We start from the raw sequence: 26485 nt of genomic DNA on the forward strand, positions 1-26485 counted from the left end.
AGCGTGATGGAAAATGGAAAATAACATTGAAGCAATTACCGGAGCTGAATGGAATGTGATGCGCATTATTTGGTCACTCGGTTCCGCTTCCACCAACAAAATTATTGAAAATTTACAAGCGGAATCTGATTGGAAAGATTCGACAATTAAGACGCTCTTAGCCCGCTTAGTCAAAAAAGGCTTTTTGACGAGTGAAAAAGCCGGACGCCAGTTTGTTTATCAAGCCGTCGTGCCCGAGCAAACGGCGATGAATCAAAGTGCCGAAGAGTTGTTTAGTCATCTTTGTAACATGAAAAGTGGGAAAACGCTGATTGAGTTAGTCAAGACGACGGAAATGTCAAAAAGTGATTTAGCAACTTTACAAAAAGTAATTGAAACAAAAATGAAGACCGCTCCTGATGAAGTTGACTGTAACTGTTTACCATCAGGAAGTTGCGAGTAGGGGGGAATTAAAATGGATATGAAGCAAAACAACATGAAGATGGATGGTTCGATGAAAATGGACGATTCCATGAAGATGAAACACGGTGACATGATGGATATGGGTGGCGGTCACATGATGCACATGGGGAATTTCAAACGCCGCTTTTGGATATCCCTAATCTTAGCGATTCCGATTTTGGTACTTTCCCCCTTTATGGGAATTGTGTTACCATTTCAAATTAGTTTTCCAGGCTCCCAATGGGTCGTATTAGTGTTAGCCACCATCTTATTCTTCTATGGGGGAGAACCCTTCTTTAGTGGAGCTAAACAAGAGTTGAAAGCCAAAGCACCAGCCATGATGACCTTGATTTCGATGGGGATTAGTGTGGCATACATCTACAGTGTGTATTCTTTCATCATGAATACCTTTGTCGACAAACATGTGATGGTCATGAATTTCTTTTGGGAATTAGCCAGTCTAATTGTCATTATGTTATTAGGTCATTGGATTGAAATGAGTGCCGTGATGAGCGCTGGAAGTGCCGTGAAAAAAATGGCTGCTTTACTTCCAAATACGGCACACTTAATTCAAAAAGATGGTTCGACTAAAAACGTTCCGTTAAGTGACTTAACGGTTGGCGAAGAAGTACTAGTTCAAGCTGGTGAAAAAATTCCTACTGATGGGGTCGTCGTTAAGGGATCGAGTGCCGTAAACGAAGCGCTGGTAACTGGTGAATCAAAAGCGGTTACCAAGACTGTCGGTAGCAAAGTGATCGGGGGCTCAATCAACGGTGATGGTGCTTTAACCGTGAAAGTTACTGCAACTGGAAAAAATGGTTACTTAGCGCAAGTGATTAAACTAGTAGCGGATGCCCAAAAGGAAAAATCAAAAGCCGAAACTTTAGCCGATCACGTTTCACGGTGGTTATTCTACAGTGCCTTATCAATTGGGATTCTAGCTTTAATTGTTTGGACCATTGTAAGTGGCTTTAGCTACGGACTTGAACGGATGGTTACAGTCCTAGTAATTGCCTGTCCCCATGCTTTAGGGTTAGCGATTCCTTTAGTCATTGCCCGTAGTACTTCGATTGCCGCTCAAAACGGATTGTTAATCAGAAATCGGCAATCAATTGAAGAAGTTAAAAAACTTAGCTACGTCTTTATGGATAAAACCGGGACGTTAACTGAAGGAGTTTTCACCGTGAACGCCCTTGAATCACTTTCTGATTTGAGCAAACCAGCAATCCTTCAACTTTTGGCTGATTTGGAATTGAATTCTAGTCATCCGTTAGCCGTGGGCTTGGTTCACACCGCTAAAAAAGAGGGAATTACACCGGTTGCTGCGCAAAACGTTGAAATTATGCAAGGTGTCGGTATTAAAGGAACGATTGACGGTAAAGAGTATGCAATTGTTACCGCTACTTACCTTAAGAATCACGGTATGAAATATGACCAAGCTCAATTTGATAAGTTAGCTGGCCAAGGTAATTCAGTGAGTTACTTGATTAGTGGTGATCAAGTTCTTGGAATTATTGCTCAAGGTGATGTGATTCGTCCCGCTTCGTTTGAATTGGTTAAACATCTTCGGGCTATGCGCATTGTACCCGTGATGTTAACCGGTGATAATGATTTAGCAGCTAAACGTGTAGCGCATGAATTAGGCGATATCGAATATCGGGCTCAATTGTTGCCTGGGCAAAAAGAAGCCATCATCAAAGAATATCAGGCTAAAGGACATGATGTGATGATGGTAGGAGATGGAGTTAACGATGCACCTAGTTTGTCACGTGCAAACATTGGGGTTGCCATTGGTGCTGGAACGGACGTTGCGATTGATTCAGCGGATGTCGTTTTAGTGAAAAGTGATCCTGAAGATATCATTGATTTCATTGACCTTGCCAAAGCTACTAATCGAAAGATGATTCAAAACCTTTGGTGGGGTGCTGGGTACAACATCATTGCGATGCCATTAGCCGCTGGCGTTTTAGCACCTGTCGGAATTGTTTTATCACCTGCCATTGGAGCCATTATCATGTCACTTTCAACCGTGATTGTAGCAATTAATGCTTTAACGTTGCATATGCGCAGATAATCGGTAAAATTAAAGATAGACAAATAAAAGATGATAGGTGATTATAATGAAAAATGAAGTATATGCAGAAGTTTTAAAGTTAGCAGAAAGCGCTGGTCTTGAAGTTAAAAAGGGTAGTGAAGATGCTGATGTTTTAGGTACGATTGACGATGCTGGTAGCTTACAACAAGGGGCCAAAGTGCTTCCTCAAGGTGATGACGCCGTTGCCGTTCGTGCGTTTACTAACTACCTTTCTGATACGGGAATGGTAATTTCCAAAGACTGGAATGACACCAAAGAACACACTTACAAAAAAGCATCCGATGCTTACAACTATTTAATTACTTCTGGTTTATTTAATGATCAAGTTTAATTAAATGTAAAAACTCTCCAATTTTATTGGGGAGTTTTTTTATTACCCAAAATTTGTGCTGTTGTGAGGCACCATTCACTTTGTTAAGATTGAGATAACGAAAAGACGAGTTAATGGAGAAATTAAATGCGAGTTGAATGGAAAAATGAAGAGCAAAAACCGCAATCATTAAAAAAATTAGTCACAGAACACGGGGTTAGTCATCGAATGTACAGCACTTTAAAAGCAATCCCGACTAGTTTTCAGATTCAAGGGCAGCCAATTCAGCCTAATCGAGAAATTGCGCCTGGCGAAACGGTTACGGTAACGTTTCCGCCCGAAGCAGCTGATCCGCAAGTCGCCGTTAGCCACGAGCCGTTAGAGATTTTATATGAAGATGATAACTGGTTAGTCGTCAATAAACCAGCGGGCTTAACCTCTGTACCTGGTCCTGCCAACGCAACTGATACCTTAGTGAATCGAATTAAGGGGCATTTAATTGAGGAAAACGCGGATGATTTACGACCACATATCATTACCCGACTAGACCGCTTTACCAGTGGCGTCGTGTTAGTGGCCAAAAATCGGTTAGCCAATAGTTATGCCAACCAAGCCTTAGCTGATAAAACACTTGATAAACGTTATTTAGCAATTGTAAAAGGCCACTTAAAAAATGAGCATGGACTAATTGATTTACCAATTGGTCGGGTTGACGAGCATTTGTATCGGGAAGTCACTGAAAATGGAAAACCGTCGAAAACGGAATATTGGGTGAAAAAACGCCTTCCGCAGGCCACGGTCGTTGAAGTGAAATTACATACTGGCCGGACCCATCAAATTCGTGTCCATTTTACGTACGCAGGGCATCCGCTACTAGGCGACGAACTCTATCACGGACCATTGGAAATGGGCATCCAACGACAAGCCCTACATGCCGAACAGTTGAGCTTGTTTGATCCCTTTCAAAAACAAACGCTGCAGTTTACCGCACCAATTCCAACTGACATGCAACGAGTAATGGAAGAAGGAGCATATGAAAAATAATAACGTAATGCAAACTTGCTACATTGACCATCAGCAGTTTATGGCAAGTGAAGGAAAAATGTTTGGGGAACTGGCTGATCCAATTCGAAGAATGATTCACGCACAGCATCCGAAAATTACTAACCGTGATTTTGTCTGTAATCGTGATCTATTGGTCTATGATTTACGTCACGTGGATAATTTGGTCAAAGATGATAATAAGAAGATTCAGAAATTAGATCGCCGGTTAACTAAAACCATGGCCAATGATAAATTTGTGATTACCGATGTGAATGATGCCATGAAAAATAGTTTGACGGTGGGTGAAAAAATTGCCGATGCTGTGGCCCGCTTTGGTGGGAGCTGGACTTTCATTATTATTTTTATTGCTATTTTAGCAATTTGGATGATTCTCAACGGACTCGAACTGTTTGGCATCCACTTTGATAAATATCCGTTTATCCTGTTAAATCTATTTTTAAGTTGTGTGGCGGCGATTCAAGCACCAATCATTTTGATGAGTCAAAATCGTTCGGCTGATTTAGACCGGATGAACGCGGAAAATGATTATCACGTTAGTTTAAAGTCGGAACAAGAATTACGGATTTTACACGCTAAACTAGATTTATTAGCCCGCGAACAAGTTCCTCATAACTTAGAGATTGCCCAGATTCAATTACGCATGATTGGGGAACTCCAACACGAAGTGAGTGCCTTACACCAAGAGATTCATGATTTAAAAGGCGAAAGATAAAGTTTAGAATACTTAATTCTTTCTTAAAATAGTATGCTAAAATATTTGTAAGAACTGTATAGGAGGAAAGTACGTGGAAGATAACATTAAGTTAGGTGCCAAGGCTTTTGATAAAATGATGTTTACTTTAGCCGAACCAGTGACTGAAGCAAATCATAAGAAATACCAATTCGAAGATTATGAAATGATGGAAATTGCACCAAAGATTTGGGCAATGCCCGTTTATATGACGGCGGACGACGATTTTACGTTGTTTTTCATCATTACCAAAATTGATACGGGTGAAACGGTCATGGCTTTCTCCCAAGGAGTTTCAGAACTTGATGGTGAGTTTAATTTAAGTCAACCAATGAATACGGGGACTGGATTAAACCTCTTAGAAAAACACGACCAAACTCGTGCGGAAGCAGTTTTAAATTATCTCAAACAATTGGAAAAAAATAGTCAAGGAACATGGCGGATGGTCGCCGAAAGTGAGGAGAATTAAGATGGCTCAAATTTATTTAGCAAGTCCATTTTTTAGCGAAGAACAAATTACTAGAATTGAAATGGTGGAAAAAGCTTTAACTAATAATAAGACGGTGGCTGATTTTTATTCACCACGGAAACACCAAGAAGCTGAAAACGAAGAATTTACGAAGCCTTGGGCCAAAGAAATTTACCAACGCGACATTGAAAACATTGAAGCAGCGGATGCCGTGTTAGCTGTGATTGATTTTGACGGTCCCAACGTTGATAGTGGAACGGCTTACGAAATTGGAGCCGCCGTTGCGATGGGCAAACCAGTCGTAGTTTTCCAACAAAAAGATAACACGGTCAACTTGATGATTTCAGAAAGTTTACACGCTTACCTTAAAACCGGTGAAGAAGTCGAAAACTACGATTTCAAGACGATGCCAACCAGCGAATACAACGGTGATTTTATTTAACCAAAAGTCGAATGTAAAGGAGACTTGGACATGCATGAACACGAACATAATTCGGAATTATCCGGAAAACGGTTCTTTGAAGTGACGGTCTTAAATGCCGTAATTACGATTGTCGAATTCTTGGGAGGCATTTTCTCCGGGAGTTTGTCATTACTATCCGATGCGGTGCACAACTTGGGTGACTCATTATCAATTATCTTCAGTTACGCCGCTCACGTGATTAGTCAACGCAAACAAACCAAGACGAATACCTATGGATTTAAACGCGCACAAATTATTTCGGCTTTGTTTAACTCCATTTTCTTAGTTCTGATTTCAGTCTTTTTGATTATGGAAGCGATTGATCGAATTCAACATCCCGAAAAAGTGGATGGAATGATTATGTTAGTCGTGGCCGTAGTTGGAACGCTGGCTAATGCCCTTTCAACGGTATTATTGAGTCGGGGGGCGAAACACAATCTCAACATGAAAGCCACTTATCTTCATTTATTAAGTGACGCTTTATCATCATTTGGGATTATCATTGGAGCCATTTTGATTACGTTCTTTAACTGGACGATTATTGATCCGTTGATTACGATTGCGGTGGCACTCTACATTATGTGGGAAAGTTGGCCCGTAATTCGAAAATCAGTTGGAATTTTGATGGAATGTGCGCCTAACTTAGACTACAAAGCCATTCATAAAGATTTGTTAGCGATTGACGGGGTGAAGTGTGTGCATCACGTGCATGCCTTGATGGTTGACGAAAACAGTGTTGTTTTCTCAGCCCACGTTAATATGGACGACTTAAAACTAAGTGAAGTGCAAAAAATCTACGATAAAATTAATCACTTATTAACTACTAAATATGGAATTGATCACGTTACCATCCAACCGGAAACGGTTCGGGGGGAAAATGAAGATTTCTTCTACAGTAGTGATTATGATATTTAACCAATCAAAAAAGCTCGTCACACGAAGTGGCGAGCTTTTTGCATACCTTTTAATTAAAGAGTTGCATCTGGATCTAATTTGTTAGCTTCTGCAACGTACCATTCTGACCAGTCAGTCATAGGGTTACCGTTGTCAAAGTAAGTTTGAGGTAATTCGCTAACTAAGTCATGAATTGCATCAGAGTTAAAGTTAATTACGTAAGGGTAAAGTTCTTCAGGTGTTTTGTTGCTAACATCCTTGATGGTCCGGTTGATGTCAGCCATCACGTGATCGAAGTCAAAAGTGGTCATCACGTCTAATTCGTTATTAGCTAATAACTGACCGTAAAATGGCATGAAACCAGTGATTGCCTTCATTTGTGCCTGTTCATTTAAATCGTTGAATGATAGATTGTCGCTCATGCTAATTCCTCCTGGATTTGAAACAGTAATGTATATTCTAATTATAGCGGTAACTGACGGTTACGTAAAATTTTTTTAAAAAGGAATTGGAATTTGGTTACAAAAACCGTCATTTTTTTGTTATCCTAGAAGAACATGAAGAAAGTTGGTGGCCGAATGACTGAAAAAGAACCCGTAAAGAAATCCAAAGAATATAAGAATAAAGTCGTACAAACTTGTCTGTTGGCAGGGACGATTTTGATTGAAAATGGGTCCGAATTGAACCGAGTATCTGACACGATTAAACGAATTGCGAAAAACGCAGGCTTAAATGATCTCAATGCCTATGTAACCATTACTGGGATTATGATTTCGGCGAACGATGAAGCTGGTGCTCAGATTAAAGAAATTGAGAAGCGAACCTTTAATTTGCGGCGAATTGCGGCCGTGAACCGCTTATCTCGTGATTATGCGCAAGGTAAAATTTCAATTGGCCGTTTTTATAATTTATTGAATAAAATCGAACGCTTTGGTTTTTATTATCCGTACTGGATGATGTTATTATCTGCCGCTTTGATTTCTGGCTGTATTTCTGTGGTTTTCAATAATGATATTCATGATTTTTTCATTACTTGTCTAGTGGGAATGCTGGGTTGGCTCATCTTTGATGTCTTATCCAGTCGAGTACATGCGAGTTTCATTAGTGAATTCATGGCCGCTGCTTCAATTGGAGTTATGGCGATTTTTGCCGTTCACATTGGCTTAGGCCAAAGTACCGATAATATCATCATTGGATCAGTAATGCCCTTGGTTCCCGGCGTGCAAATTACCAACTCGTTTCGCGATTTGATTTCTGGAAACTTGATTAGTGGTCCAGCTCGGGGAATTGAAGCTTTGATGTGTGCTTGTGCGCTTGGATTTGGAGTGGCATTCTCCTTGATTTGGTTTGGTTAGGTAGGTGAAATAAATGTTACATTTCTTAATAATTGTTGGGGGCGTTTATATCGCGACCCTAGGGTTTGCCATCTTGATTAACGTGTCACCTAAGTACTTGAACATTGGGGCATTAGTCGGTGTGGCATCGTATTTAATCTATTTAGCTTACGATACATACGTTGGTGGTTATATTGGCGGAAACGTCTTAGGATCCTTTACAATCGGAATCTTAGGGATGTTTGTAGCGCGTTGGAAAAAAGCACCGGTCATTATCTTTAACATTCCAGCGTTAGTCCCCTTAGTTCCCGGGGGACAGGCTTACCAAGTTATGAAAAACATTGCGATGAATAAACCGAAAGTAGCGTTTGCTTTCTTAATGCAGGTTTTAATGATTGCGGGATCATTGGCAATGGGCTTTTTACTGGCTGAGTTAGTGATTCAATTGTTTAACTACTTTATGCGGACGCTCAAACAGAAACGGAAAGCTGCCTAATAAATTAAATAACGTAAATTACACGTATCTCTTGTCAGAAACTATCAGACAGGAGATTTTTTTATTTGGAAACTGAAACTAATTATCAAGCGGCCTTTGACTTTATGTTACAAGGTGATCATGAAGTCGTTGTGTTTGGTGTTTTGAAACGGCTAAACATCAGACCGTGGCATCACAATTATCAAGATTTAGTCCAAGAAGGACGGCTCGAATTTGTAGCGGCCTATCAAAAATATCCCGAGGAACGGACCAACGAAAAGCAAATGTTGGCCTATATTTATCAGTCCGTAAAATGGAGATTGTTAGATAAGTTAAGGCGCTCAACCCGCATCAACACACCGATTTTGCGGGGGGGGGGGTAGACCCACTAACCAACTTATCATTTAATGATGGAGCTATTGAAGATGTCGAAACGAATCTGATTTTTGAAAAACTATTAGCCGTTTTAAATGAAAAAGAACAATTATTAATGTGCGGATTATACCGAGATGGGAAAACGGTGTCACAATTAGCGGATGAACTAAAAGTCTCACGAAAAACACTGTACGTGTGGCGCAATCACATTAAAGCAAAAATAAAACCAATTTGGGGTAACACACCATTTTGTTAAATCGTTACTAGCTTATGTAAGGGTTGGCCAACTGATTACAAAATATAACTTACCTACAAAGAGGAGAAAAGCACATGACAAAAAACTGGTTAAAGACTACCGCAACATTCACAATGGTTGGAGAAGAACATATTAAAGGACGCAAGGTCAACTTTGCAAACTTAGTTGATAACGTTTCTGATGAACAACTCACTAAATTTGGGACCATTTTAGCGGACGTATCAGGCGAAGCAGTTCAAAAGATTGTTGTTAATAACGCTAACGTAATCGCAGAATAAGAGGAGACTAACTCATGAAAATTTTAGAATTCGTGTTTAAATCAGAAGAACACAAAGTCCGGACCATCAAATTCAACTACGCTAACCAAGATTTAACGGAAACAAGTGCCAAAGCTTTAATGGAACGCATCTCAGCTCTAGAAATGTTTCAAAAAGATGGCGTAAAGCTCTATGCTACTCCAGTCAGCGCCCGCTACTTGGATCACCGTAATTATTCCATTTTTGATGAAAGTAAGAAAACTGCATAAATTAGCTAACGGAAAAGGACGATATCTGCGGATGTCGTCCTTTTTTGTGCATTCAATTACAAACCAATTATTTTCCGTCCTGTAATTTCAGTGGTACACTTATTACCTATTAAACTTACAGGAGGAACAAAAATTATGAAAATTCAACTTGCAATCGATTTAGAAGATGTCAACGGTGCCATTAAATTAATTGAAAAAACGAAGGACAGTATTGATATTTTTGAATACGGTACTCCATTAGTAATCAACTTTGGTCTAGAAGGCCTAGCTAAAATCAGAAAACAATTTCCTGATATTACCTTATTAGCTGATTTAAAGATTATGGATGTTGCCGCTTATGAAGTAAACCAAGCCGTTAAATACGGTGCTGACATTACTACCATTCTTGGAGTAGCCGAAGACCAATCAATCAAAGATGCCGTTAAAGCAGCTCATGATGATGGTAAAGAAATCTTAGTCGACATGATTGGGGTTCAAGATGTAGCTAAACGAGCACGCGAAATCGATGCTTTTGGTGCTGATTACATCGGAACTCACACTGGTTATGATTTACAAGCTAAAGGTGAAACACCATTTGAAACCTTTGCTTTAATCAAGGAAAACGTGAAAAACACCAAGACTGCCATTGCTGGTGGTATCAAACTTGACAAATTAGCAGAAGTTAAACAAGCTGATCCAGACTTGTTAATCGTTGGTGGAGGAATCTCAACTACTGATGATCCTGCTAAAGCTGCTGCTGAATTCAAAGCTGCTTTAAAATAATCATGAAGTGGGACGAAATTTTACAGGAGTTGAGTCAACATTCAATTCCGGTCACTGAGACTGACTTAAAGCTAATCAAGGATGCGAAACACATCTTTGTCTATGGTGGGGGTCGCTCAGGCTTTGGTCTGAAAGGTTTTGCGATGCGCTTAGTGCACATGGGAAAACTGGCCTATGTAGTTGGTGAAACGACTACGCCTGCCATTACAGCTGGTGATTTGTTGATTGTCGCTTCTTCATCGGGAACGACGCAGGGAACTTTGAACATTGTTACTGAAGCGAAAAAAGCCCAAGCTGATGTTTGGCTCTGGTCAACGCACAATGATTCCGTGATGGCCAAGCTGGCTAATCAAATCACCATTTTACCCGGTAAGAGTAAAAATGCGGTTGGTGAACACGCTACTTCGCAACAACCAATGGGGAGTTTGTTTGAACAATCTGTCTGGTTGTTTGGCGATGCTGTGACCTTAGCGTATATGCAAGCGCAGGGTGTCTCAGAACAACAAATGAAACAACGACATGCGAATTTAGAATAAGCAAACAGCCAAATTCTGATTAATTTCAGGATTTGGCTGTTTTTGTTTGAAATATTTAAGTTATAATTATTTTAAATGATTAATGTGAATAAGTGGGGCAACGATGATGGATAAATTAACAGATAAATATCGATTTACGAAAGAAGAAAATAAGCGCTTTGCTCGTTCAAATATCACTAGATTAGTTCATACTAGTTCACGGTTTGAGGGCGTTAAAACTACGCTACCACAAACGCAAACCATTATTGATGGAATGAGTGTTTCAGGAGTTTCCGTTGAAGATATTTTAACGATTGTTAATCTAAAACACGGATGGCAATTTGTGATTAATGCAGAAGACAAATTGAGTTTAGCTTTAGAGAAAAAGATTAATCAAATTGTTGCTCCAAAAGACTTATTGGCACTTAATCAAAGATCAGAACCACAAATAATTAATGAGCAAAAAGAAGATGAATTTTTAGAAAAAACTTTAAATGATTCAGAGCTTTCAACCACTGATAAAGCATTAGAAATTATGTACCATAATATGCGAAACCAAATGTTTTGGGATGGAAATAAGCGTTCAGCAATCTTAGCGGCCAATAAAATTATGATTGACGGCGGTGCTGGTTTAATTAACGTTCCGTTAGATAAGTGGGAAACCTGGAATACTTTAATTAGCGATTATTATCGTACTGGTGATAACCAGGTATTGAAAAAATGGACGTATGATAATGGAATTCAAGGAGTAAATGTGAGAGAAGTTAAATAAGGATTTATAAAATATTAAGGGAGATTTATATGACAGATAAAGATAAATTGAATTTAATACCGCTTTATTCTAATGATGATTTAGATAAGAATGAATTTTTTGGAACTTATCAAGATGCAATTGAAATGGGAATAAAAGATCCAGAAATTAAAAATATCTCAATTACAGGAAAATACGGTAGCGGAAAGTCTTCTATAATAGATACTTATATAAAAAAAGATCCAAACAACAATGTAAGAAAATATTTGAAAGTTAGTTTTGCTTCTTTTGATGGTAAAAAAGAAGCAAGTACCACTGAAGGTAAAAATAATATTTATTTAAATATTATCAATCAAATAATTTATCAACTTCCAGAAAAAGATATACCACTAACAAGTTTTAAAATTAAAAGAAGTTTTTCTAAAATGAACAAATTAATATTTGGATTATTTTTGATTAGTATTATTGAAATTATCTTAAAACCCTTTAGTATAACAAATTTATTTGGATTTAATTTGAAATCAATTTTTTTGTTTATTTTATATTCTTCAATTTTTTACTTATCTTGGACTATACTATCTAGTATTGAGCCCAAAAAATTCAATTTGAAAATTAAAGGATTTGAAACAGAAATTGATAAAACTAATGACGATCTTTTTGATAAATATCCCGATGAGATTATATATCTTTTCGAAAAAAATGCTAAGTACGGAAGAATATTAATTATAGAAGATTTAGATCGGTTTGACGATATAACGATCTTTGAAAAATTAAGAGAATTAAACACAAAATTAAATAATCATTCCAAAGAAAAATGGACCTTTATATATTTAATAAAAGATGAGCTATTTGTAAATGCTAATGATAGAGTTAAATTTTTTGAACTAATAATTCCGGTAGTTCCCTTTATGAATGCAAGCAATTCTCGTGGGAAAATAAATGAATTATTTGGCAAACTTAATATTAGTTCAAAGTTAATGTTCTTTTTAAGTAATTTTTTTGATGATTATAGAATTTTAATTAGCACATATAATGATTTTCTTGTTTATCAAGATGTAGTTAAAAATGAGAATTCAAATGAATTATTATCATTAATGGCTTATAAAAATTTATTTCCATTTGATTTTGTAAATTTACAAAGTGGTAAGGGATTTCTTGGATTTTTAATAATCAATTACAAAAGTGAGTTAGATAATCAAATATCTAATCTCAAATTAAAATTGAATGATTTAATTAAACTAAGAAATGAAAATATTGCTAAAGACGAATATGAATTGTTTTGTTTATGGGCACAAAAATATAATTTAGAATATTTTAATAACTATGGTCGTTACAGTATTAACAAATTTGTAGACGCAAAAAATATTATAAATAATAATTCAGCTATTTATGTTGAAAATAAAAGGATGAGTTATGAGAATTTTAAACAAGAAAATGAAGAATACAAAATAAGACTTGAATCTATTAATCATAATTATGATAGATTAGACATTATAAAAAATAAAATTAATGAATTAAGTAATAAAAAAATGTCTTCGATAAATAAAGAAATATTAAATGATGTTTTTGATGAATTTATTAAAAATATTAAAGATGATGATTTGAAGAAAAAAATATCTGATAAACAAAAAGACTTTAAAGATTTCATTTATGTTATGGTAAAAAATTCATTTATAACTGAAGATTATCTAGACGTAATAAATAATTTTTATGGTAATGTAAATCAACAGAAATTTATGAGAGATTTAATAATTGATAATGAAGTTAAAAACTATGATTTATCACTTAACCCGATTTATGATGATTTTTTACTTGATTTAGATCAAGTAGATAATGTATATGGTAAAAAACAGACTTTGAATTATCATCTTGCAGAATATTTAATGGATAAAAATAAGATAGACGATTTTATAGAACTAATTGGTACCGCAAAAGAAATAGATGATGGGTTTATAGAGAATTTTATTGAAAAGTCTGATGATAAATACAATTACATTACAGAAAAAATTGAAGATATTAAATTTAATTTAGTTCAAAATACTAAGGATAAAATGATTATTAATAGTGTAGCTTCAAATGCAGATAGTTATGTTGCAAGTGGTTCTACTTCCGATTTAACAGCAATTCCAGTTGCACCTAGTGCATCTTATTCTTCGATCTCCACAAACTTTTCTTCGATTTTTACATATTTTGAGGATATTTTTAAAAATGAAAGATTTGAAATCAATGATGAAAATGTTAATGAAATTATTGAATGGATTAATTTGAATTATTATTTAAAAGATGCAATTATATTAATCCAAGAATATATGGAAGTAAATTACAATGAAAAATTCGTTAGCGATATTGTAAAACGTCTTAAGGGGAAACAATCAAATAGTGAAAGTGAGGATGAAATATTTAAAGTTAATGCTGATGATATTAAAAAAGATACTTTATTAAATATATTTATTAAAAGTAATAAGATAAAGCCAACTACTTCAAATCTGAATGTCTACCTAACAAGAGGTAAACGTGAATTAAGTGATACTTTAGTTAAATTTATTAATGAAAATGAGATTTTAATTGATGAAAATATATCAGAAGAGTTTTACATGGAATTTCTTAATAATGATAAGTTGGGTAATAAGCGATATAGATTCTTTATGGAACACTTCAAAAAATTGGGATGTGAAAGAATTAATATTTCAGAGATAAATTTAAGTGCTAGTAAAATTGGGATTCTTTTTGATTTAGATTTATTAGAAAATAATTCAGAAAATATTAATTATATTAATAATGAAGAAATAATTATTAATAATATTAGCGATGACTATATACAAACTATTTTTGATGAGGAAATAGAATTAAATTCCAATTTAATTAAAATTGTTTTATTAGGAAACGGCCCTAAAAATAATTTAATAATTTCACGTAATTTAGATAACTTAAATCCTGATCAAATTAAAAAATACTTATTAAAATCTACTGATGAAGAAAGTAATAGACTGTTAAAAATAATTAATAATGGGAAAATAGGTGTTAAAGGATTTAAAAATGATGAGTTCATTTTAAATTTTGCGAAATGGATGGGAGAAAATAATATTATTAGTAATAGTAAAACTATGAAAAACGGGAAAATAAAATTAGTAAAATGATTTTATTTTTAAATTGATTTTGCTAAGGACCTTTTATATTTTTTATTAATTATACGTATATTATTACAATTGACAGTTACTTATAAAGATAATTAGTTGTTAGTAAATAATTAGAAAGTTGGAAAAAATTGGATAAAATTAGAAATAGTATTTTAAAATACCCTGGTGGAAAAGCGAGAGAACTTAATAAATTCGAATATTTATTTCCATCGCGTATTGATACACTTGTTGATCCATTTGTTGGTGGAGGTTCCGTATGGATTGGAAGTAGTGCAAAAAAATATATTATTAATGATTTCTCTAAAGACTTAATTAATTTATATAATTCAATTAAGTATAATGAGAAATTATTAGATTTATATTTAAATAAATTAGATACAGATTTAAATTCAATAAAGTTTGATGAAAATATTATTAAAAAGATTAAAAATTCAAAAAATTTGAATGAAATAATTGAAGTAGTTAAAGAATTTGCTAATAAAATAAAGTTTAATTTTGACGGAATTAAACAAGAATTTAAAAATGAATATCCAAAGTATGTTGGTAGAAAAGAAAATTATATAAAAAAGAATGATATAATTATTTCTGAGGATTTGATTAAGATAATGCAAACTTCTTTATATGCTTCTTATTATAATTCTGTCAGAAAATTATATAATGAAGCTTCTTTTGAAAATAATCAAATGAGAGCATCTGCTTATCTTTATATTAGAGAATTTTGTTATTCATCTATGTTTAGATTTAGTAAGAGTGGTAAATTTAACGTTCCATATGGTGGAGAGACATATAATAAAAAAGATTTTTGTTCCCATGAGACTTTTTATAATAGTGATTTTTTAAAAGATAAAATAATTAAAACAAAAATTTATAATTATGATTTTGAAAAGTTTATTAATAAGTTATCATTTTCTGAAAATGATTTTATTTTTTTGGATCCACCATATGATACAGAATTTTCCACATATGATAATAATAAATTTGATAAAAATGAACAAATTAGATTAGCTAATCTATTGTCAAACTTACACGTCAAGTGGATGATTGTAATTAAAGATTCTGAATTAATTAGAAGTCTTTATCCAATAGATAAATTTAGATATGTCGATTATAAAAACAACTATTCGGTAAATTTTAAAAATAGAAATAATAAGAAAGTAAATCATCTTGTTATTATGAATTATTAAAATTATGAGGATTAAATAATGACTTTAAAATGGAGAACGGCACCTAGGTCTATAATAAAAACACTATATTGGTTTAAAAGTCTTGGTCCACTAGAAAATGATAATTGGAATAAAAAATTAGATGAACTTTCAAATATGGGTACATCAGTACATCCAATAAGAAGGCAGTTTTTAATCAATATTGCAAATTCAGGTGGAGACGATGATAATTTCACTAAACATAAAGTAGAAGAAATTGGTAAGATTGATTTTATTTTAGGACGTAATGATTGGACAAAAGAGCCAGAATCTAATTCTAGACAAAAGATGGCCACTTTTAGAGAATTTGGATTAGCTTTTATTGAAAATGGGATAATTAAAATTACACCTACTGGTGGAATGGTACTAAGTGATAACTTTGATGGGAATCAATTGATAGCTCAAATGTTAAAAATGTACACTGCTTTTGATAATGGTGGAGTTTATATTTTTCAGCTTTTTTTAAAGATGCTTAGTAAGTTTCATTATTTAAATAGATGGGAAGTAGGTTTTATTTTTGGTGTTAGTAACATGGATGATGTTTCTAATTTAGAAAATGTAATATCAGATTTTAGAAACAAGTATAATCATGAAAAAAATAAGAATAAAAAGAGTGAGACCATTAGTAACTGGATAAGTTCTTGGAATAAATATTTTGGGAAAATAAAAAATAATCCTTCAACTTATTATTCTGACTATACCGATGCTTTTTTTAGATCTTTAATATTTACTGGTTTGTTCATTGATAGTGGTCGTGGTGAAGCATCTAAAATAAGAGTTAAAGAAATAGAACAAGAAAAAATAAATATGCTTCTCGACTTAAATGTTAAAGTTCCAGATGAAACAAAAGATAGCATTGATCAAATGGACTGGTTTGGCGATAGTGATAATATAATACTTCCTTGGTTAAATTTAAGTGGGATGGAAAAAATATTAAAAAACAAATCATTAAGAATAAAAAGTCTTAAACCATCAGCTTATGATAAGTTAAATGCTGAATATTCTTTAGATGAAATTGGAAAATATTCTTTTACTATATCTAAATTGAAAATTATTGAGAAGAAGATTGATGAGATTCTTGAGAACTTTGCTATTGATCATTTTGTTGAAGTTTCAAGTAAAGAAAAAAGTAGTCGAGACGAGATAATTGAAAGATATGAAATGATTAACGATGATAGTACTGATATGGCAGCTTTATGGTTAGAGGCAAATACATGGAAATTTTTTGCTTCTCTAGCATGTAAGCCAGATGATGTTAAGTATAATGGGAAATTAAATGAAGATTTAACACCAAGAAGTTATGCTAAAGGTGTTGGAAATACTCCTGATATGGAGGTATACAATGCTAATGATATACTTCTCCCAGAAGTTTCGCTTATGAGTGGTGCCCAACAATGGGAGCATGAAGGATCTAGTGTTGCAGAACACGTTTTTAGAAAAAAAGAAAAGAATGAAGATAAAAATGTTATGGCATTATTTTTATCAAAAAAAACTTCTTTTAGATCAGAATGGTTATTTTTTATGCTAAATAAAGATAGTTGGTCTGGTGAGCCGGTTCCCGTTGTTCCTATTGAAATAGAACAATTTATTGATATTGTTAATTTTTCCTATGATAATAATGTTAATATTTCTGATTTAATACACTTATTTAAAAAGCAATCAGAAATTGTTGCTGATATTAATAATTTCAATGATTGGAAAGAATCAATGGATGAAATATTATATAAGTGGAAAAAAGAATTTGTATCATAAGTTTATGTTATTTACTTATTTTAAGTTTAGATTAAAAATTTTAGTTTTTAGTATTTGAGGACAATTAGGTCCTCTTTATTTTTTTTTTTTTATACAAGTCAATTTATCTTATAAACATTTCAAATTGGAATTAAAAGTAATTATGACAACTTTTTTGTGTTTTTTATAAATATTAACAACTTTATTAGAATTTGATTGAATTTTGTCAACCGAGATGTTATTGTTACATTAAAACAAATTGAAAGAGGTAACCCAGATGGACATTGAAGACAAAGATTTAATCAAAAAACTAGTACCTATTATGGAAACAACTGTAAAAGATTTACTTCCAGATTACAGAGTCGGTATTTCATCAAGTAGTACTAATGGAATTTCTCAATGTGTTTGGTCAAGAAGAAACGAAATGATATCTCATGCTTTTTCAAATGATAATGATGTTAGAATTATTAAGTTTGAGAGAGGTTTTGGTTACGATATTTACTGTGTTTTAAGCAAAAAAACAGGTATTTTATATGTATTATTTAATGAAACAAATTTAGCTAAAAACGTTTTGAATGTTCAAAAAAAGGGTTTATCTACTCATTATTCATTTATGTTGTTGGGAATAAATTCTCATTCGGTAGAAAGTTTTCAATTATCTATTTTTGATGAAAACGATTATGTTCCAAACAATTCTAGATCTAAAATATGTCGTGAACTTTTGAGGGATAGTTATGAAGATGTTAAAAAAGTAGAATTTTTATCTGTAGCTTATTTCAATGAAGAAGTAGTTCATGCAGAATTAAACTTATATGATAGTGATTTTAGTCTTGTTGATAATCAAGATATTACAAGCTTATTTAATCATCATGATAGTGATGAACCGGAAAGAATTAGTAATAGTAGTATTAACGTTTCCAACAATCAAATGGTTACTCTTAAAAAAGATATTAACGAAGAAACAAAAAATGATGATAAAATAAAAAACATTGAAGACATAAAGGCTGATGAAGAAACAAAAAATGATGATAAAATAAAAAACATTAAAGACATAAAGGCTGATGAAGAAACAAAAAATGATGATAAAATAAAAAACATTAAAGACATAAAGGCTGATGAAGAAACAAAAAATGATGATAAAATAAAAAATATTGAAGACGTAAAGGTAAAAAAAGAAACAAAGGATATTAAAAAAAGAAATGTTAAAATTAAAAAGCCAGAAGATGAATCCGATAATAAATAGATGTATTATGGTGTAGTTTTTCATAGAAAGAAGGGTTGAATTTGGATTTCAAAATTAATGGAAGTAGAATTCGAGAAGCACGCCAATTTAGAAGATTAACAATTACCCAATTATCTGAAAAGCTTGGTATTTCAAAGCAAATGGTTTCTAAATATGAAAGAAATATTTCACAGCCAAGTTTAGATGTTTTTAAAAATATTGTTAAAGAATTAAAGTTTCCACTTAGATATTTTACAAATGAAGATATCTCTAATTATAAAGACGAAGGAACTTTTTATAGAAGTAGATTAAGTGCAAGTAAGTCTGAAAAGAGACCAACGGAAACATTAAAAAAAGCGACAGGTATTATAGAAGATTATTTTGCAAAATATGTTGATTTTCCGAAGTTAGAGAAAATAGATATTGATATTTCTTCTCCTAGACTTGCGGCTAGGTATTTAAGAGATAAATGGAATTTAGGGGATAAACCAATTTCAAATATGCTTACTCTATTAGAATCTCATGGAATAGTAGTAACTTTAATTGATTCAAAGTCCGAAAAAGTTGATGCACAAGGTGGCTTTGTTAGTGTTAAAGGTAATAACTATTATATTGTAATACTTGATCCGACTAATACATCATTTTATAGAGAACAATTTAGTTTAGCTCATGAATTAGGGCATTTCGTTTTACATTCTTTAACTGTGGATGTTAATGATGTTGATCCAATTAGTTATAGAAAAATAGAAAAAGAAGCAGATGACTTTGCTTCTAATTTTTTATTGCCTGAAAAGTCATTTAAAAATGACATTATTCATAACAAATCTAATTTGGAATTCTACATGTCTAAATTAAAGTACAAATGGAATGTATCTGGTGGTTCTATGATCCATAGAGCACGAGACTTATCAATAATTAATGCTAACGAATATGTTAAATTGCAAAAAAAGATAAGTTATAAAAGATGGAGAAAATCAGAGCCATTTGATAATAATAAATCACTAATGAAACCAGAACTTTTAAAACAAGCTTTTATTTTGCTTAAAGATAATGATTTGCTTGATCCGGTTAGTTTAGGGACGAATATTGACCATGAATATGGTTTTTATTATCCTAATGAAATTTTATCTGAAATTATTGGAATAGATATTAGTAACTTTAGGTCAAAACCAATACATTTAAAGATTAAATAATTTTTAACAAGGTATTCAATTGTTTAAAATAAAACATTGTATTACTATAAAAACAATTTAATTATTATAAACGTGTATCTAATTTAAATTTGAATTTAAAGATGCTATAATTTATTTATCAAGTCTGATGGGGTTGGATTTGACGGTTTTTTATACCACGATTAGTAAAGTAAGTCAAGAACATTACTAACATAATTTGTGATGTTAATGATTTGATTTCGTAAGAATACTCTGAATAATTTGGCCTGTAATATTGACCTATAACTTGTTCAAGTAATAATTCTACGAGATGTACTATGATGTTAATTATTTGCATTAATAGCTCCTTTCTAATATTAATTAAATTTGTTGAAACAGTTTAATACTATACTTTTGATCGTCCCTAAAATATTGAATGAATTATTGTTCAATTTTGATCGCTATTGCAACTATGGTCCAATTCAAAGTTTCGTTGATTGGTGGCTATAGTTGCTTTTCTTTTGGAGAAAAATTATTTTATGACTAATGAAAATAAATTACAAAAAATAAGGAAAAATGTATATGAAGATTTAAAAAATAATATTCCCAAATTAAAAAAATATAAACATTTTGATTACCCACTTACTGAAAATTCTTTTTCTAGAAATTTAGTAAAAATATACAAAAATGGAGATAGTTTTATAAAACATTTTGGATTTACACCATTAATAAGAGTTGTTATTAGTAATACAAGATATGTTACTGATAGAAACGAAAGGAATGAAATTTGGCGACATCTTAAAAAGAAGAATAGAAATATTTCTCTAACTTCGCATAAGGATGCTTTGATATATTTGTTTTATGGCAGAGTTCTTTCTGAATGTTATGAAGAATATCTTAAAGATAAAGAATATTCTGATTCTGTAGTTGCTTATAGGAAAAACAATTCAAATATTAATGGGGCAAAACGAGTCATTGATTTTGTTTGGACAAATAGAGATTGTTGGATTATTAAAGGTGATTTTTCTTCTTTTTTTGATAATTTAAACCACTATTTGTTAAATAAAAATTATAATGAAGTACTTTCCTTTGTAAATGGTGATAAAAATTTAAACAATGAATGGAATACTGTTTTTAAACAAATTACTAAGTTTAGATTTGTTGATGAAAAAAATGTTAGACAGACTTGTATAAATAAGAATGGTCTACCACTTAGGTATGGTAGAAAACAATTAGACCAGTTAATCCATGATAAGAAATTAAAAGTCAAAAAAAATTATAAAGGAATTCCACAGGGAACTTCATTAAGTGCAGTTTTAGCTAATATATATATGATTGAATTTGATGAATGGGCTAGTGAATTATCAAAAAAATATAGTGGATTATATCAAAGGTATTCAGATGATTTTGTGTTTGTTATACCTAAAGTTAGTATTACTGACTATGATAAAATTCAAAATTTGAAAAATGAAATAATACAAAAAAGTAAAAAAACTCTTTATTTGAAAATAAAGAAAGAAAAGACTAAATTGTTACAATTTTCAGATGGAAAAATTTTGGATGAAAATAATAAAAATAAAGTATTTAGTTATCTTGGATTTTCCTTTAATGGTAGTAAAGTTTATTTACGAAGTGGAACAACGTATCGCTTTTGGTATAGGGGTAAAAAAAGGGCAAAATCGATGGCACGTAAATATAACGAAAGAAGAGTATATAAATTGTGTAAGCAAGATAGTGAAATTAAAGGGAAATATTTGAAAATAAGATTTCCAGATGCGGATGAAAGTATCAAAAATTATATAAGTCATGAATTTGAGGTTGAATCTATTGCTTTTGATAACAGGTGGGAAATAACTGGGAAAAAATCATTTACAAAAATGTTTTTGATCGATAGTCCACTAATGAAACAGAATATGATGTGGTATGCACATAGAGCACAAGAAATATTTGAACAAAAAATAGACGGTTGTAATGATATTTATAATGTTGACATAGAGAGACGAATAAAACAAAAAGTTGTTAAAATACAGCGAGAATATCATTATGATAAAGAAAAAGAAGCTAGAAAAACAGATGAATTGGTAAGCAAATATAAATAAATTTTTTATACATTGTTTAAAATCGTCATTGACAACTCCTTAATTCACCTATATCATAATAAACAATCAAATATGACCGAAAGTTGAGTAGATTTCACTGACTTGTAAGCGAGTTTCTGGGTGGTGTGAAGGAATGAAGTCGTGATTTCGAAGATGGGCTTTTATTGGTCTTACTAGCGAACGAGTTTATCTTAGCTAGTAACGGGTTTGTATTCGTTACTAATACAAAGTTATTCTGAGTTTTGAGTAACTTGCTGAGGTGTATTTTGCGAGAAGTACACAAATTAAGGTGGTAACACGCGCAGTCGTCCTTTTATCGAGGGCGGCTGTTTTTTTATGACTTTTATTTAGTATAAAGCGAACTACTTACCTTTGAATGTTGTTATAGTTAAGATTTAACCGTATAATTAACGTATCTTAGAAAAGAAAGAGGGATTTACGATGGTAGCAAAGCATTCTTTAGTTTTACAAACTGATTTTGGTTTAGATGATGGGGCAGTTAGTGCCATGTATGGTGTGGCAAAGACGATTAACCCTGATTTAGATATTTATGATTTAACGCACAATATTCCCCAATACGACATTTGGACGGCCTCTTATCGTCTTTATCAAACGGTTAAGTATTGGCCTGCTGGAACGGTCTTTGTTTCCGTTGTTGATCCTGGAGTAGGGAGCAACAGAAAGAGTATTGCCGTGAAGACAAAAACTGGACAATACATTATTACTCCTGATAATGGCACGATTACTCATATCGCGGAAAATATTGGAATTGAAAGTGTCAAAGAAATTGATGAAACCACCGATCGTTTACCTGGTTCCGAAAAGAGTAATACTTTCCACGGTCGGGATGTTTACGTTTATAACGGTGCTCAATTAGCGACCGATAATGCGAATTTTGACCACTTTAAAAAGGAACTTGATGCTGATGAGATTCGCAAGTTAAACGTTTTTCCACCCGTTAATCTGGGCGATGAAGTTTCTGGAAATATTGATGTTCTAGATATTCGTTACGGATCAGTTTGGACGAACATTCCGTTCAGTTTCTTTGAAAATGATGATGTGCAATACGGTGATGTCTTTAACGTTGTAATTTCTCATCGGGGAACAGCGGTCTTTGAAAAGAACATTAAATTCGTAAAGACTTTCGCTGATGTTGCCTTTGGTGAACCCCTAATTTACATTAATTCATTAGTAAACGTTGGGTTAGCACTAAATCAACAATCATTTGCGGATACTTTTGATTTGGGAATTGGAAACGATTGGAAAGTTGATTTACGAAAAGTAAAAGGAGAATAGACATGAAAAATTTATCAGTTAAAAACGTGGTTGCGATTGGAATTGGTTCAGCAATCTTTGTGGTTTTAGACCGCTTTGCTTCAATTCCCACGGGATTTCCCAATACTAACTTAGCTACCACCTATGCTTTCTTAGCATTATTTGCTTTAATTTACGGACCCGTCGTTGGGTTTTCCGTTGGGTTTATCGGTCATGCTTTAAATGACTTCTTAATGTTTGGTAACCCTTGGTGGAGCTGGGTAATTTGTTCCGCACTATTTGGATTAGTAATTGGGTTAGCCGGGAAGAAGTTCAAAGTTAACGAAGGAATTTTTGGATTCAAGAGTATTCTTAGTTTTAACGTAATTCAAGTGATTGCGAACTTTGTAATTTGGGCATTGATTGCCCCAACTTTAGATATTTTAATTTACAGTGAACCAGCCAACAAAGTTTACTTTCAAGGTATTCTTTCAGCTACTTTAGACAGTATTTCTGTCGCTATTTTAGGAACAATTTTGATTAAAGCCTATGCGGCTACACGAGTTAAAAAAGATAGTTTACACAAAGAATAGGACGGGCGACGATGACGGAACCAATTATTTCATTTAATGATTTTTCCTTTAAATATAATAGTCAAGTTGAACCCAGTCTACAGCACCTGAACTTACAGATTCAGCCTGGTCAAAAAGTCTTAATTGTGGGTCCTTCTGGAAGTGGTAAGTCAACGCTTGCCAAGTGCATTAATGGGTTAATTCCCAATGTTGATGCTGGAGAAATTACCGGTAGTGCGACCGTTGCTGGTCATCCAGTTGGTAAAACTGAGTTATTTGAACTTTCATTTTCGGTTTCCACGGTGTTACAAGATCCTGATAGTCAGTTTACGGGATTAACGGCTGCGGAAGATATTGCGTTTGCGTTGGAAAATGATGAAGTCCCTCAAACTAAAATGCACAAAATTGTAGCAGAATGGGCTGAGAAATTAAATATTACTGACATTTTAAGTAATGCACCGCAAGCTTTATCTGGCGGTCAAAAACAAAAGGTTTCCTTAGCAGGAGTGTTGGTGAATAATGCTCCCATTTTACTTTTAGATGAGCCTTTAGCTAATCTTGATCCTCAATCTAGTTTGGCGATTTTAGCTTTAGTCAATCGTCTGCAAGCAGAATTAGGGTTCACGGTCATTATTATCGAACATCGGTTAGGGGAAGTGTTATCTCAAACCGTTGATCAAGTAGTGGTTTTTAATGAAGGGCAAATCGTTAGTGATTCGGCTGTCACACCCTTATTACGTTCTGATATTTTGGAACAAAATGGAATTGAACCACCCTTGTATATTGATGTTTTAAAAGCTGCTGGAGTTGACTTACAACAGTATGAACAACTTGATAATTTGAGTGACTTAGCGTTAACTGAAACTGATCAACAAAAAGTCCGAGCTTGGGTTGAAGCTGGAAAGACGACTCCAGTTCATTTATCAGACAAACCACTTTTAACGGTTAAAAATGTTAGTTTCCGATATAATGCTAATCATTCTAATCCATTGCAATATGTTTCATTTACCATTAATGAGGGTGACTTTGTTAGTGTCGTGGGACAAAATGGAGCGGGTAAGTCAACCATGATGAAATTGATTTGTGGTTTCTTACGCGGTACTGGAACAATTGACTGGAAGGGTCATGATTTAGCTGACGAATCAATTAAAGAAATTGCCGAAAAAATTGGCTTTGTAATGCAAGATCCTAATAAAATGATTTCGCAAAAGACAGTTTTTGCTGAAGTTGCTTTGGGCTTACGTTTACGAAATTATGAAAAGGTTGATGAAAAAGTCGCTCAGGTTTTAAAAGTTTGTGGACTATATCCCTTTCGGAACTGGCCGATTAGTGCTTTGAGTTATGGGCAACGAAAACGGGTGACAATTGCGTCCATCCTAGTTTTGAATCCTAAATTATTGATTCTCGATGAACCAACAGCTGGACAAGACTGGGAAACTTATACGGCAATTATGAGTTTCTTAGATGAGTTACATCAACAAGGCATCACAATTGCGATTATTACGCATGATATGCAATTAATGACGGAATACACGGACCGTTCGTTGGTGTTTGGTAACGGTAAATTATTAGCTGATACGACACCTTTTGGGATTTTAGCGAATGATGATTTAATTAAAGCAGCTAATTTAGCCAAAACTAGTTTAGCGGAACTAGCCGAAAAAGTTGGCGTTTCTGACGAACGGTTAGTGAAACGATTTATGCAACGCAAGCACGTGAAGAAGGAGGGAAATAAATGAATGATGATCAGACTATTGGGTTTCATCCTGGCAATACCATTTTGTATCATTTGAATGCGACTGCTAAATTATTATTTTTCCTGTTAGTTTCAGTTGCTTGTATGACAACCTTTGATACGCGTTTTCTGTTTGCCATTGCGTTACTTTCCTTAGTTATTTTTCATTTGTCGGGTTTGAAGTGGCGGCAAGTTGCTTTTGTAGTGAAATTCATTGGCTTTTTCTCAATTTTAAACGTAATTATGGTCTTTGTTTTTTCACCAAGTTACGGAGCTCATTTGTATGGAAGTCAGACAATTTTATTACATGCTGGCTACTTTACCGTTACGACGCAAGAAATTTTCTATTTGTTTAATGTGGCGTTGAAATACGTTTGTACCGTGCCATTGGCGTTAGTTTTTATTATGACGACCAGTCCCAGTCTGTTTGCTTCGAGTTTGAATCGTATGGGAATTAACTACAAAATTAGTTATGCAGTTTCGCTAACTTTACGTTATATTCCTGATATTCAACATAGCTTTTGGGATATTTCCGATGCTCAACAAGCTCGGGGAGTCGAACTCTCCAAAAAAGCTAAGTTAAGCACTCGGTTAAAAGGAATTATCAGCATTGTAATTCCGCTAATTTTATCGAGTTTTGAAAATATTGATAAGATTAGTACAGCCATGCAATTACGCCGGTTTGGTAGTAAAAAGAAACGAACTTGGTATGCCTCACTACCATTTCGTGGTCGTGATTATGTAATTGTCGGGGTAGCCATTTTGTTATTTGTTTTAACCCTTTGGTTATTCAATGTTAATGACGGTCGTTTTTATAATCCATTTAAATAGCAAAAAAGCTCGCTTTCGTTGGAAGGCGAGCTTTTGTATTTGTTGCAGTTATTTTAAAGAAGATGTATATTATAACCACTGGTTACTAAC

The 26485-nt window shown here is 33.2% G+C and carries 28 protein-coding genes; 27 read left to right on the forward strand and 1 reads right to left on the reverse strand.

The features are described 5' to 3' along the window. Window positions 1-13: 13 nt before the first annotated feature. From ACEPSS_RS04175 to ACEPSS_RS04210, 8 genes are all read left to right on the forward strand, one after another. The gene (locus ACEPSS_RS04175; protein ID WP_395317688.1) at window positions 14-442 is read left to right on the forward strand and encodes a CopY/TcrY family copper transport repressor; all 429 of its coding nucleotides are present in this window, start codon (window positions 14-16) and stop codon (window positions 440-442) included. 12 nt (window positions 443-454) lie between these two features. Continuing rightward, on the forward strand, window positions 455-2515 hold the full coding sequence (locus tag ACEPSS_RS04180) for a heavy metal translocating P-type ATPase (protein ID WP_395317689.1): 2061 nt from the start codon (window positions 455-457) through the stop codon (window positions 2513-2515). A gap of 46 nt (window positions 2516-2561) precedes the next feature. Continuing rightward, complete coding sequence (locus ACEPSS_RS04185) at window positions 2562-2867, forward strand: hypothetical protein (RefSeq protein ID WP_395317691.1); 306 nt, start codon at window positions 2562-2564, stop codon at window positions 2865-2867. 126 nt (window positions 2868-2993) lie between these two features. Beyond that, window positions 2994-3890 (forward strand): RluA family pseudouridine synthase, encoded by an 897-nt coding sequence (locus ACEPSS_RS04190; RefSeq protein ID WP_395317693.1) that lies wholly within the window; start codon window positions 2994-2996, stop codon window positions 3888-3890. After that, window positions 3880-4623: a DUF1003 domain-containing protein gene (locus ACEPSS_RS04195; protein WP_395317695.1), complete on the forward strand. Its 744-nt coding sequence runs from the start codon at window positions 3880-3882 to the stop codon at window positions 4621-4623. The genes ACEPSS_RS04190 and ACEPSS_RS04195 overlap by 11 nt, the downstream gene beginning before the upstream one ends. Window positions 4624-4696: 73 nt before the next feature. Next, on the forward strand, window positions 4697-5110 hold the full coding sequence (locus tag ACEPSS_RS04200) for a hypothetical protein (RefSeq protein WP_395317697.1): 414 nt from the start codon (window positions 4697-4699) through the stop codon (window positions 5108-5110). Window position 5111: 1 nt separating this feature from the next. Continuing rightward, the gene (locus ACEPSS_RS04205) at window positions 5112-5552 is read left to right on the forward strand and encodes a nucleoside 2-deoxyribosyltransferase (protein ID WP_395317698.1); all 441 of its coding nucleotides are present in this window, start codon (window positions 5112-5114) and stop codon (window positions 5550-5552) included. A gap of 30 nt (window positions 5553-5582) precedes the next feature. After that, window positions 5583-6488, forward strand: a complete 906-nt coding sequence (locus ACEPSS_RS04210; protein WP_395317699.1) for a cation diffusion facilitator family transporter — start codon at window positions 5583-5585, stop codon at window positions 6486-6488. A gap of 53 nt (window positions 6489-6541) precedes the next feature. Here ACEPSS_RS04210 and ACEPSS_RS04215 read toward each other — a convergent pair whose 3' ends face one another. Further along, entirely contained in the window at window positions 6542-6889 is a 348-nt protein-coding gene (locus ACEPSS_RS04215) for a hypothetical protein (protein WP_395317700.1), read from the reverse strand. Window positions 6890-7045: 156 nt separating this feature from the next. On the opposite strand from ACEPSS_RS04215, the gene ACEPSS_RS04220 reads away from it, so the two are divergent. The 19 genes from ACEPSS_RS04220 (at window position 7046) to ACEPSS_RS04310 (ending at window position 26395) form a co-directional block, all read left to right on the forward strand. Beyond that, complete coding sequence (locus ACEPSS_RS04220) at window positions 7046-7822, forward strand: threonine/serine exporter family protein (protein ID WP_395317701.1); 777 nt, start codon at window positions 7046-7048, stop codon at window positions 7820-7822. Window positions 7823-7835: 13 nt separating this feature from the next. Next, complete coding sequence (locus tag ACEPSS_RS04225) at window positions 7836-8297, forward strand: threonine/serine exporter family protein (RefSeq protein WP_395317702.1); 462 nt, start codon at window positions 7836-7838, stop codon at window positions 8295-8297. Between the two features lie 65 nt (window positions 8298-8362). Next, window positions 8363-8659: a sigma factor gene (locus ACEPSS_RS04230; protein ID WP_395317703.1), complete on the forward strand. Its 297-nt coding sequence runs from the start codon at window positions 8363-8365 to the stop codon at window positions 8657-8659. Window positions 8660-8718: 59 nt separating this feature from the next. Further along, a complete protein-coding gene (locus tag ACEPSS_RS04235) occupies window positions 8719-8907 on the forward strand; it encodes a helix-turn-helix domain-containing protein (protein ID WP_395320490.1) in 189 nt (62 codons plus the stop codon). Window positions 8908-8981: 74 nt separating this feature from the next. Continuing rightward, a complete protein-coding gene (locus tag ACEPSS_RS04240; protein WP_395317704.1) occupies window positions 8982-9185 on the forward strand; it encodes a hypothetical protein in 204 nt (67 codons plus the stop codon). Between the two features lie 14 nt (window positions 9186-9199). Continuing rightward, a complete protein-coding gene (locus tag ACEPSS_RS04245) occupies window positions 9200-9433 on the forward strand; it encodes a DUF2922 domain-containing protein (protein WP_395317706.1) in 234 nt (77 codons plus the stop codon). Window positions 9434-9568: 135 nt separating this feature from the next. Beyond that, entirely contained in the window at window positions 9569-10195 is a 627-nt protein-coding gene (gene hxlA / locus ACEPSS_RS04250; RefSeq protein ID WP_395317708.1) for a 3-hexulose-6-phosphate synthase, read from the forward strand. 2 nt (window positions 10196-10197) lie between these two features. Then, entirely contained in the window at window positions 10198-10731 is a 534-nt protein-coding gene (gene hxlB, locus ACEPSS_RS04255; RefSeq protein ID WP_395317709.1) for a 6-phospho-3-hexuloisomerase, read from the forward strand. A 103-nt stretch (window positions 10732-10834) separates the two neighbouring features. Further along, entirely contained in the window at window positions 10835-11482 is a 648-nt protein-coding gene (locus ACEPSS_RS04260; RefSeq protein ID WP_395317710.1) for a Fic family protein, read from the forward strand. 29 nt (window positions 11483-11511) lie between these two features. Further along, complete coding sequence (locus ACEPSS_RS04265; protein ID WP_395317711.1) at window positions 11512-14598, forward strand: hypothetical protein; 3087 nt, start codon at window positions 11512-11514, stop codon at window positions 14596-14598. A gap of 128 nt (window positions 14599-14726) precedes the next feature. After that, a complete protein-coding gene (locus ACEPSS_RS04270) occupies window positions 14727-15782 on the forward strand; it encodes a DNA adenine methylase (RefSeq protein WP_395317712.1) in 1056 nt (351 codons plus the stop codon). A gap of 18 nt (window positions 15783-15800) precedes the next feature. Further along, window positions 15801-17552, forward strand: a complete 1752-nt coding sequence (locus ACEPSS_RS04275; protein ID WP_395317714.1) for an AlwI family type II restriction endonuclease — start codon at window positions 15801-15803, stop codon at window positions 17550-17552. A gap of 256 nt (window positions 17553-17808) precedes the next feature. After that, complete coding sequence (locus ACEPSS_RS04280) at window positions 17809-18774, forward strand: DUF5986 family protein (RefSeq protein WP_395317716.1); 966 nt, start codon at window positions 17809-17811, stop codon at window positions 18772-18774. Window positions 18775-18815: 41 nt separating this feature from the next. Then, window positions 18816-19946, forward strand: coding sequence for a helix-turn-helix domain-containing protein (locus ACEPSS_RS04285; protein ID WP_395317717.1), 1131 nt, complete (start codon window positions 18816-18818; stop codon window positions 19944-19946). A 497-nt stretch (window positions 19947-20443) separates the two neighbouring features. Then, window positions 20444-22003, forward strand: a complete 1560-nt coding sequence (locus tag ACEPSS_RS04290) for a reverse transcriptase domain-containing protein (protein WP_395317719.1) — start codon at window positions 20444-20446, stop codon at window positions 22001-22003. Between the two features lie 441 nt (window positions 22004-22444). Continuing rightward, the gene (locus ACEPSS_RS04295) at window positions 22445-23299 is read left to right on the forward strand and encodes an SAM hydrolase/SAM-dependent halogenase family protein (RefSeq protein WP_395317720.1); all 855 of its coding nucleotides are present in this window, start codon (window positions 22445-22447) and stop codon (window positions 23297-23299) included. 2 nt (window positions 23300-23301) lie between these two features. Continuing rightward, a complete protein-coding gene (locus ACEPSS_RS04300) occupies window positions 23302-23850 on the forward strand; it encodes an ECF-type riboflavin transporter substrate-binding protein (protein WP_395317722.1) in 549 nt (182 codons plus the stop codon). Window positions 23851-23861: 11 nt separating this feature from the next. Then, window positions 23862-25568, forward strand: a complete 1707-nt coding sequence (locus ACEPSS_RS04305) for an ABC transporter ATP-binding protein (RefSeq protein ID WP_395317724.1) — start codon at window positions 23862-23864, stop codon at window positions 25566-25568. Next, window positions 25565-26395, forward strand: a complete 831-nt coding sequence (locus ACEPSS_RS04310) for an energy-coupling factor transporter transmembrane component T family protein (protein WP_395317726.1) — start codon at window positions 25565-25567, stop codon at window positions 26393-26395. The genes ACEPSS_RS04305 and ACEPSS_RS04310 overlap by 4 nt, the downstream gene beginning before the upstream one ends. Window positions 26396-26485 lie beyond the last annotated feature (90 nt).

The organism is Fructilactobacillus frigidiflavus, assembly GCF_044054575.1.
Taxonomy (GTDB): Bacteria; Bacillota; Bacilli; order Lactobacillales; family Lactobacillaceae; genus Fructilactobacillus; species Fructilactobacillus frigidiflavus.

Coding starts and splice junctions, on each gene's coding strand:
- hxlB (WP_395317709.1), top strand. CDS start 10,198: ATGAAGTGGGACGAAATTTTACAGGAGTTGAGTCAACATTCAATTCCG.
- ACEPSS_RS04300 (WP_395317722.1), top strand. CDS start 23,302: ATGAAAAATTTATCAGTTAAAAACGTGGTTGCGATTGGAATTGGTTCA.
- ACEPSS_RS04205 (WP_395317698.1), top strand. CDS start 5,112: ATGGCTCAAATTTATTTAGCAAGTCCATTTTTTAGCGAAGAACAAATT.
- ACEPSS_RS04265 (WP_395317711.1), top strand. CDS start 11,512: ATGACAGATAAAGATAAATTGAATTTAATACCGCTTTATTCTAATGAT.
- ACEPSS_RS04290 (WP_395317719.1), top strand. CDS start 20,444: ATGACTAATGAAAATAAATTACAAAAAATAAGGAAAAATGTATATGAA.
- ACEPSS_RS04185 (WP_395317691.1), top strand. CDS start 2,562: ATGAAAAATGAAGTATATGCAGAAGTTTTAAAGTTAGCAGAAAGCGCT.
- ACEPSS_RS04260 (WP_395317710.1), top strand. CDS start 10,835: ATGATGGATAAATTAACAGATAAATATCGATTTACGAAAGAAGAAAAT.
- ACEPSS_RS04190 (WP_395317693.1), top strand. CDS start 2,994: ATGCGAGTTGAATGGAAAAATGAAGAGCAAAAACCGCAATCATTAAAA.
- ACEPSS_RS04215 (WP_395317700.1), bottom strand. CDS start 6,889: ATGAGCGACAATCTATCATTCAACGATTTAAATGAACAGGCACAAATG.
- ACEPSS_RS04310 (WP_395317726.1), top strand. CDS start 25,565: ATGAATGATGATCAGACTATTGGGTTTCATCCTGGCAATACCATTTTG.
- ACEPSS_RS04280 (WP_395317716.1), top strand. CDS start 17,809: ATGGACATTGAAGACAAAGATTTAATCAAAAAACTAGTACCTATTATG.
- ACEPSS_RS04195 (WP_395317695.1), top strand. CDS start 3,880: ATGAAAAATAATAACGTAATGCAAACTTGCTACATTGACCATCAGCAG.
- ACEPSS_RS04245 (WP_395317706.1), top strand. CDS start 9,200: ATGAAAATTTTAGAATTCGTGTTTAAATCAGAAGAACACAAAGTCCGG.
- ACEPSS_RS04175 (WP_395317688.1), top strand. CDS start 14: ATGGAAAATAACATTGAAGCAATTACCGGAGCTGAATGGAATGTGATG.
- ACEPSS_RS04225 (WP_395317702.1), top strand. CDS start 7,836: ATGTTACATTTCTTAATAATTGTTGGGGGCGTTTATATCGCGACCCTA.
- ACEPSS_RS04180 (WP_395317689.1), top strand. CDS start 455: ATGGATATGAAGCAAAACAACATGAAGATGGATGGTTCGATGAAAATG.
- ACEPSS_RS04295 (WP_395317720.1), top strand. CDS start 22,445: ATGGTAGCAAAGCATTCTTTAGTTTTACAAACTGATTTTGGTTTAGAT.
- hxlA (WP_395317708.1), top strand. CDS start 9,569: ATGAAAATTCAACTTGCAATCGATTTAGAAGATGTCAACGGTGCCATT.
- ACEPSS_RS04210 (WP_395317699.1), top strand. CDS start 5,583: ATGCATGAACACGAACATAATTCGGAATTATCCGGAAAACGGTTCTTT.
- ACEPSS_RS04275 (WP_395317714.1), top strand. CDS start 15,801: ATGACTTTAAAATGGAGAACGGCACCTAGGTCTATAATAAAAACACTA.
- ACEPSS_RS04220 (WP_395317701.1), top strand. CDS start 7,046: ATGACTGAAAAAGAACCCGTAAAGAAATCCAAAGAATATAAGAATAAA.
- ACEPSS_RS04305 (WP_395317724.1), top strand. CDS start 23,862: ATGACGGAACCAATTATTTCATTTAATGATTTTTCCTTTAAATATAAT.
- ACEPSS_RS04240 (WP_395317704.1), top strand. CDS start 8,982: ATGACAAAAAACTGGTTAAAGACTACCGCAACATTCACAATGGTTGGA.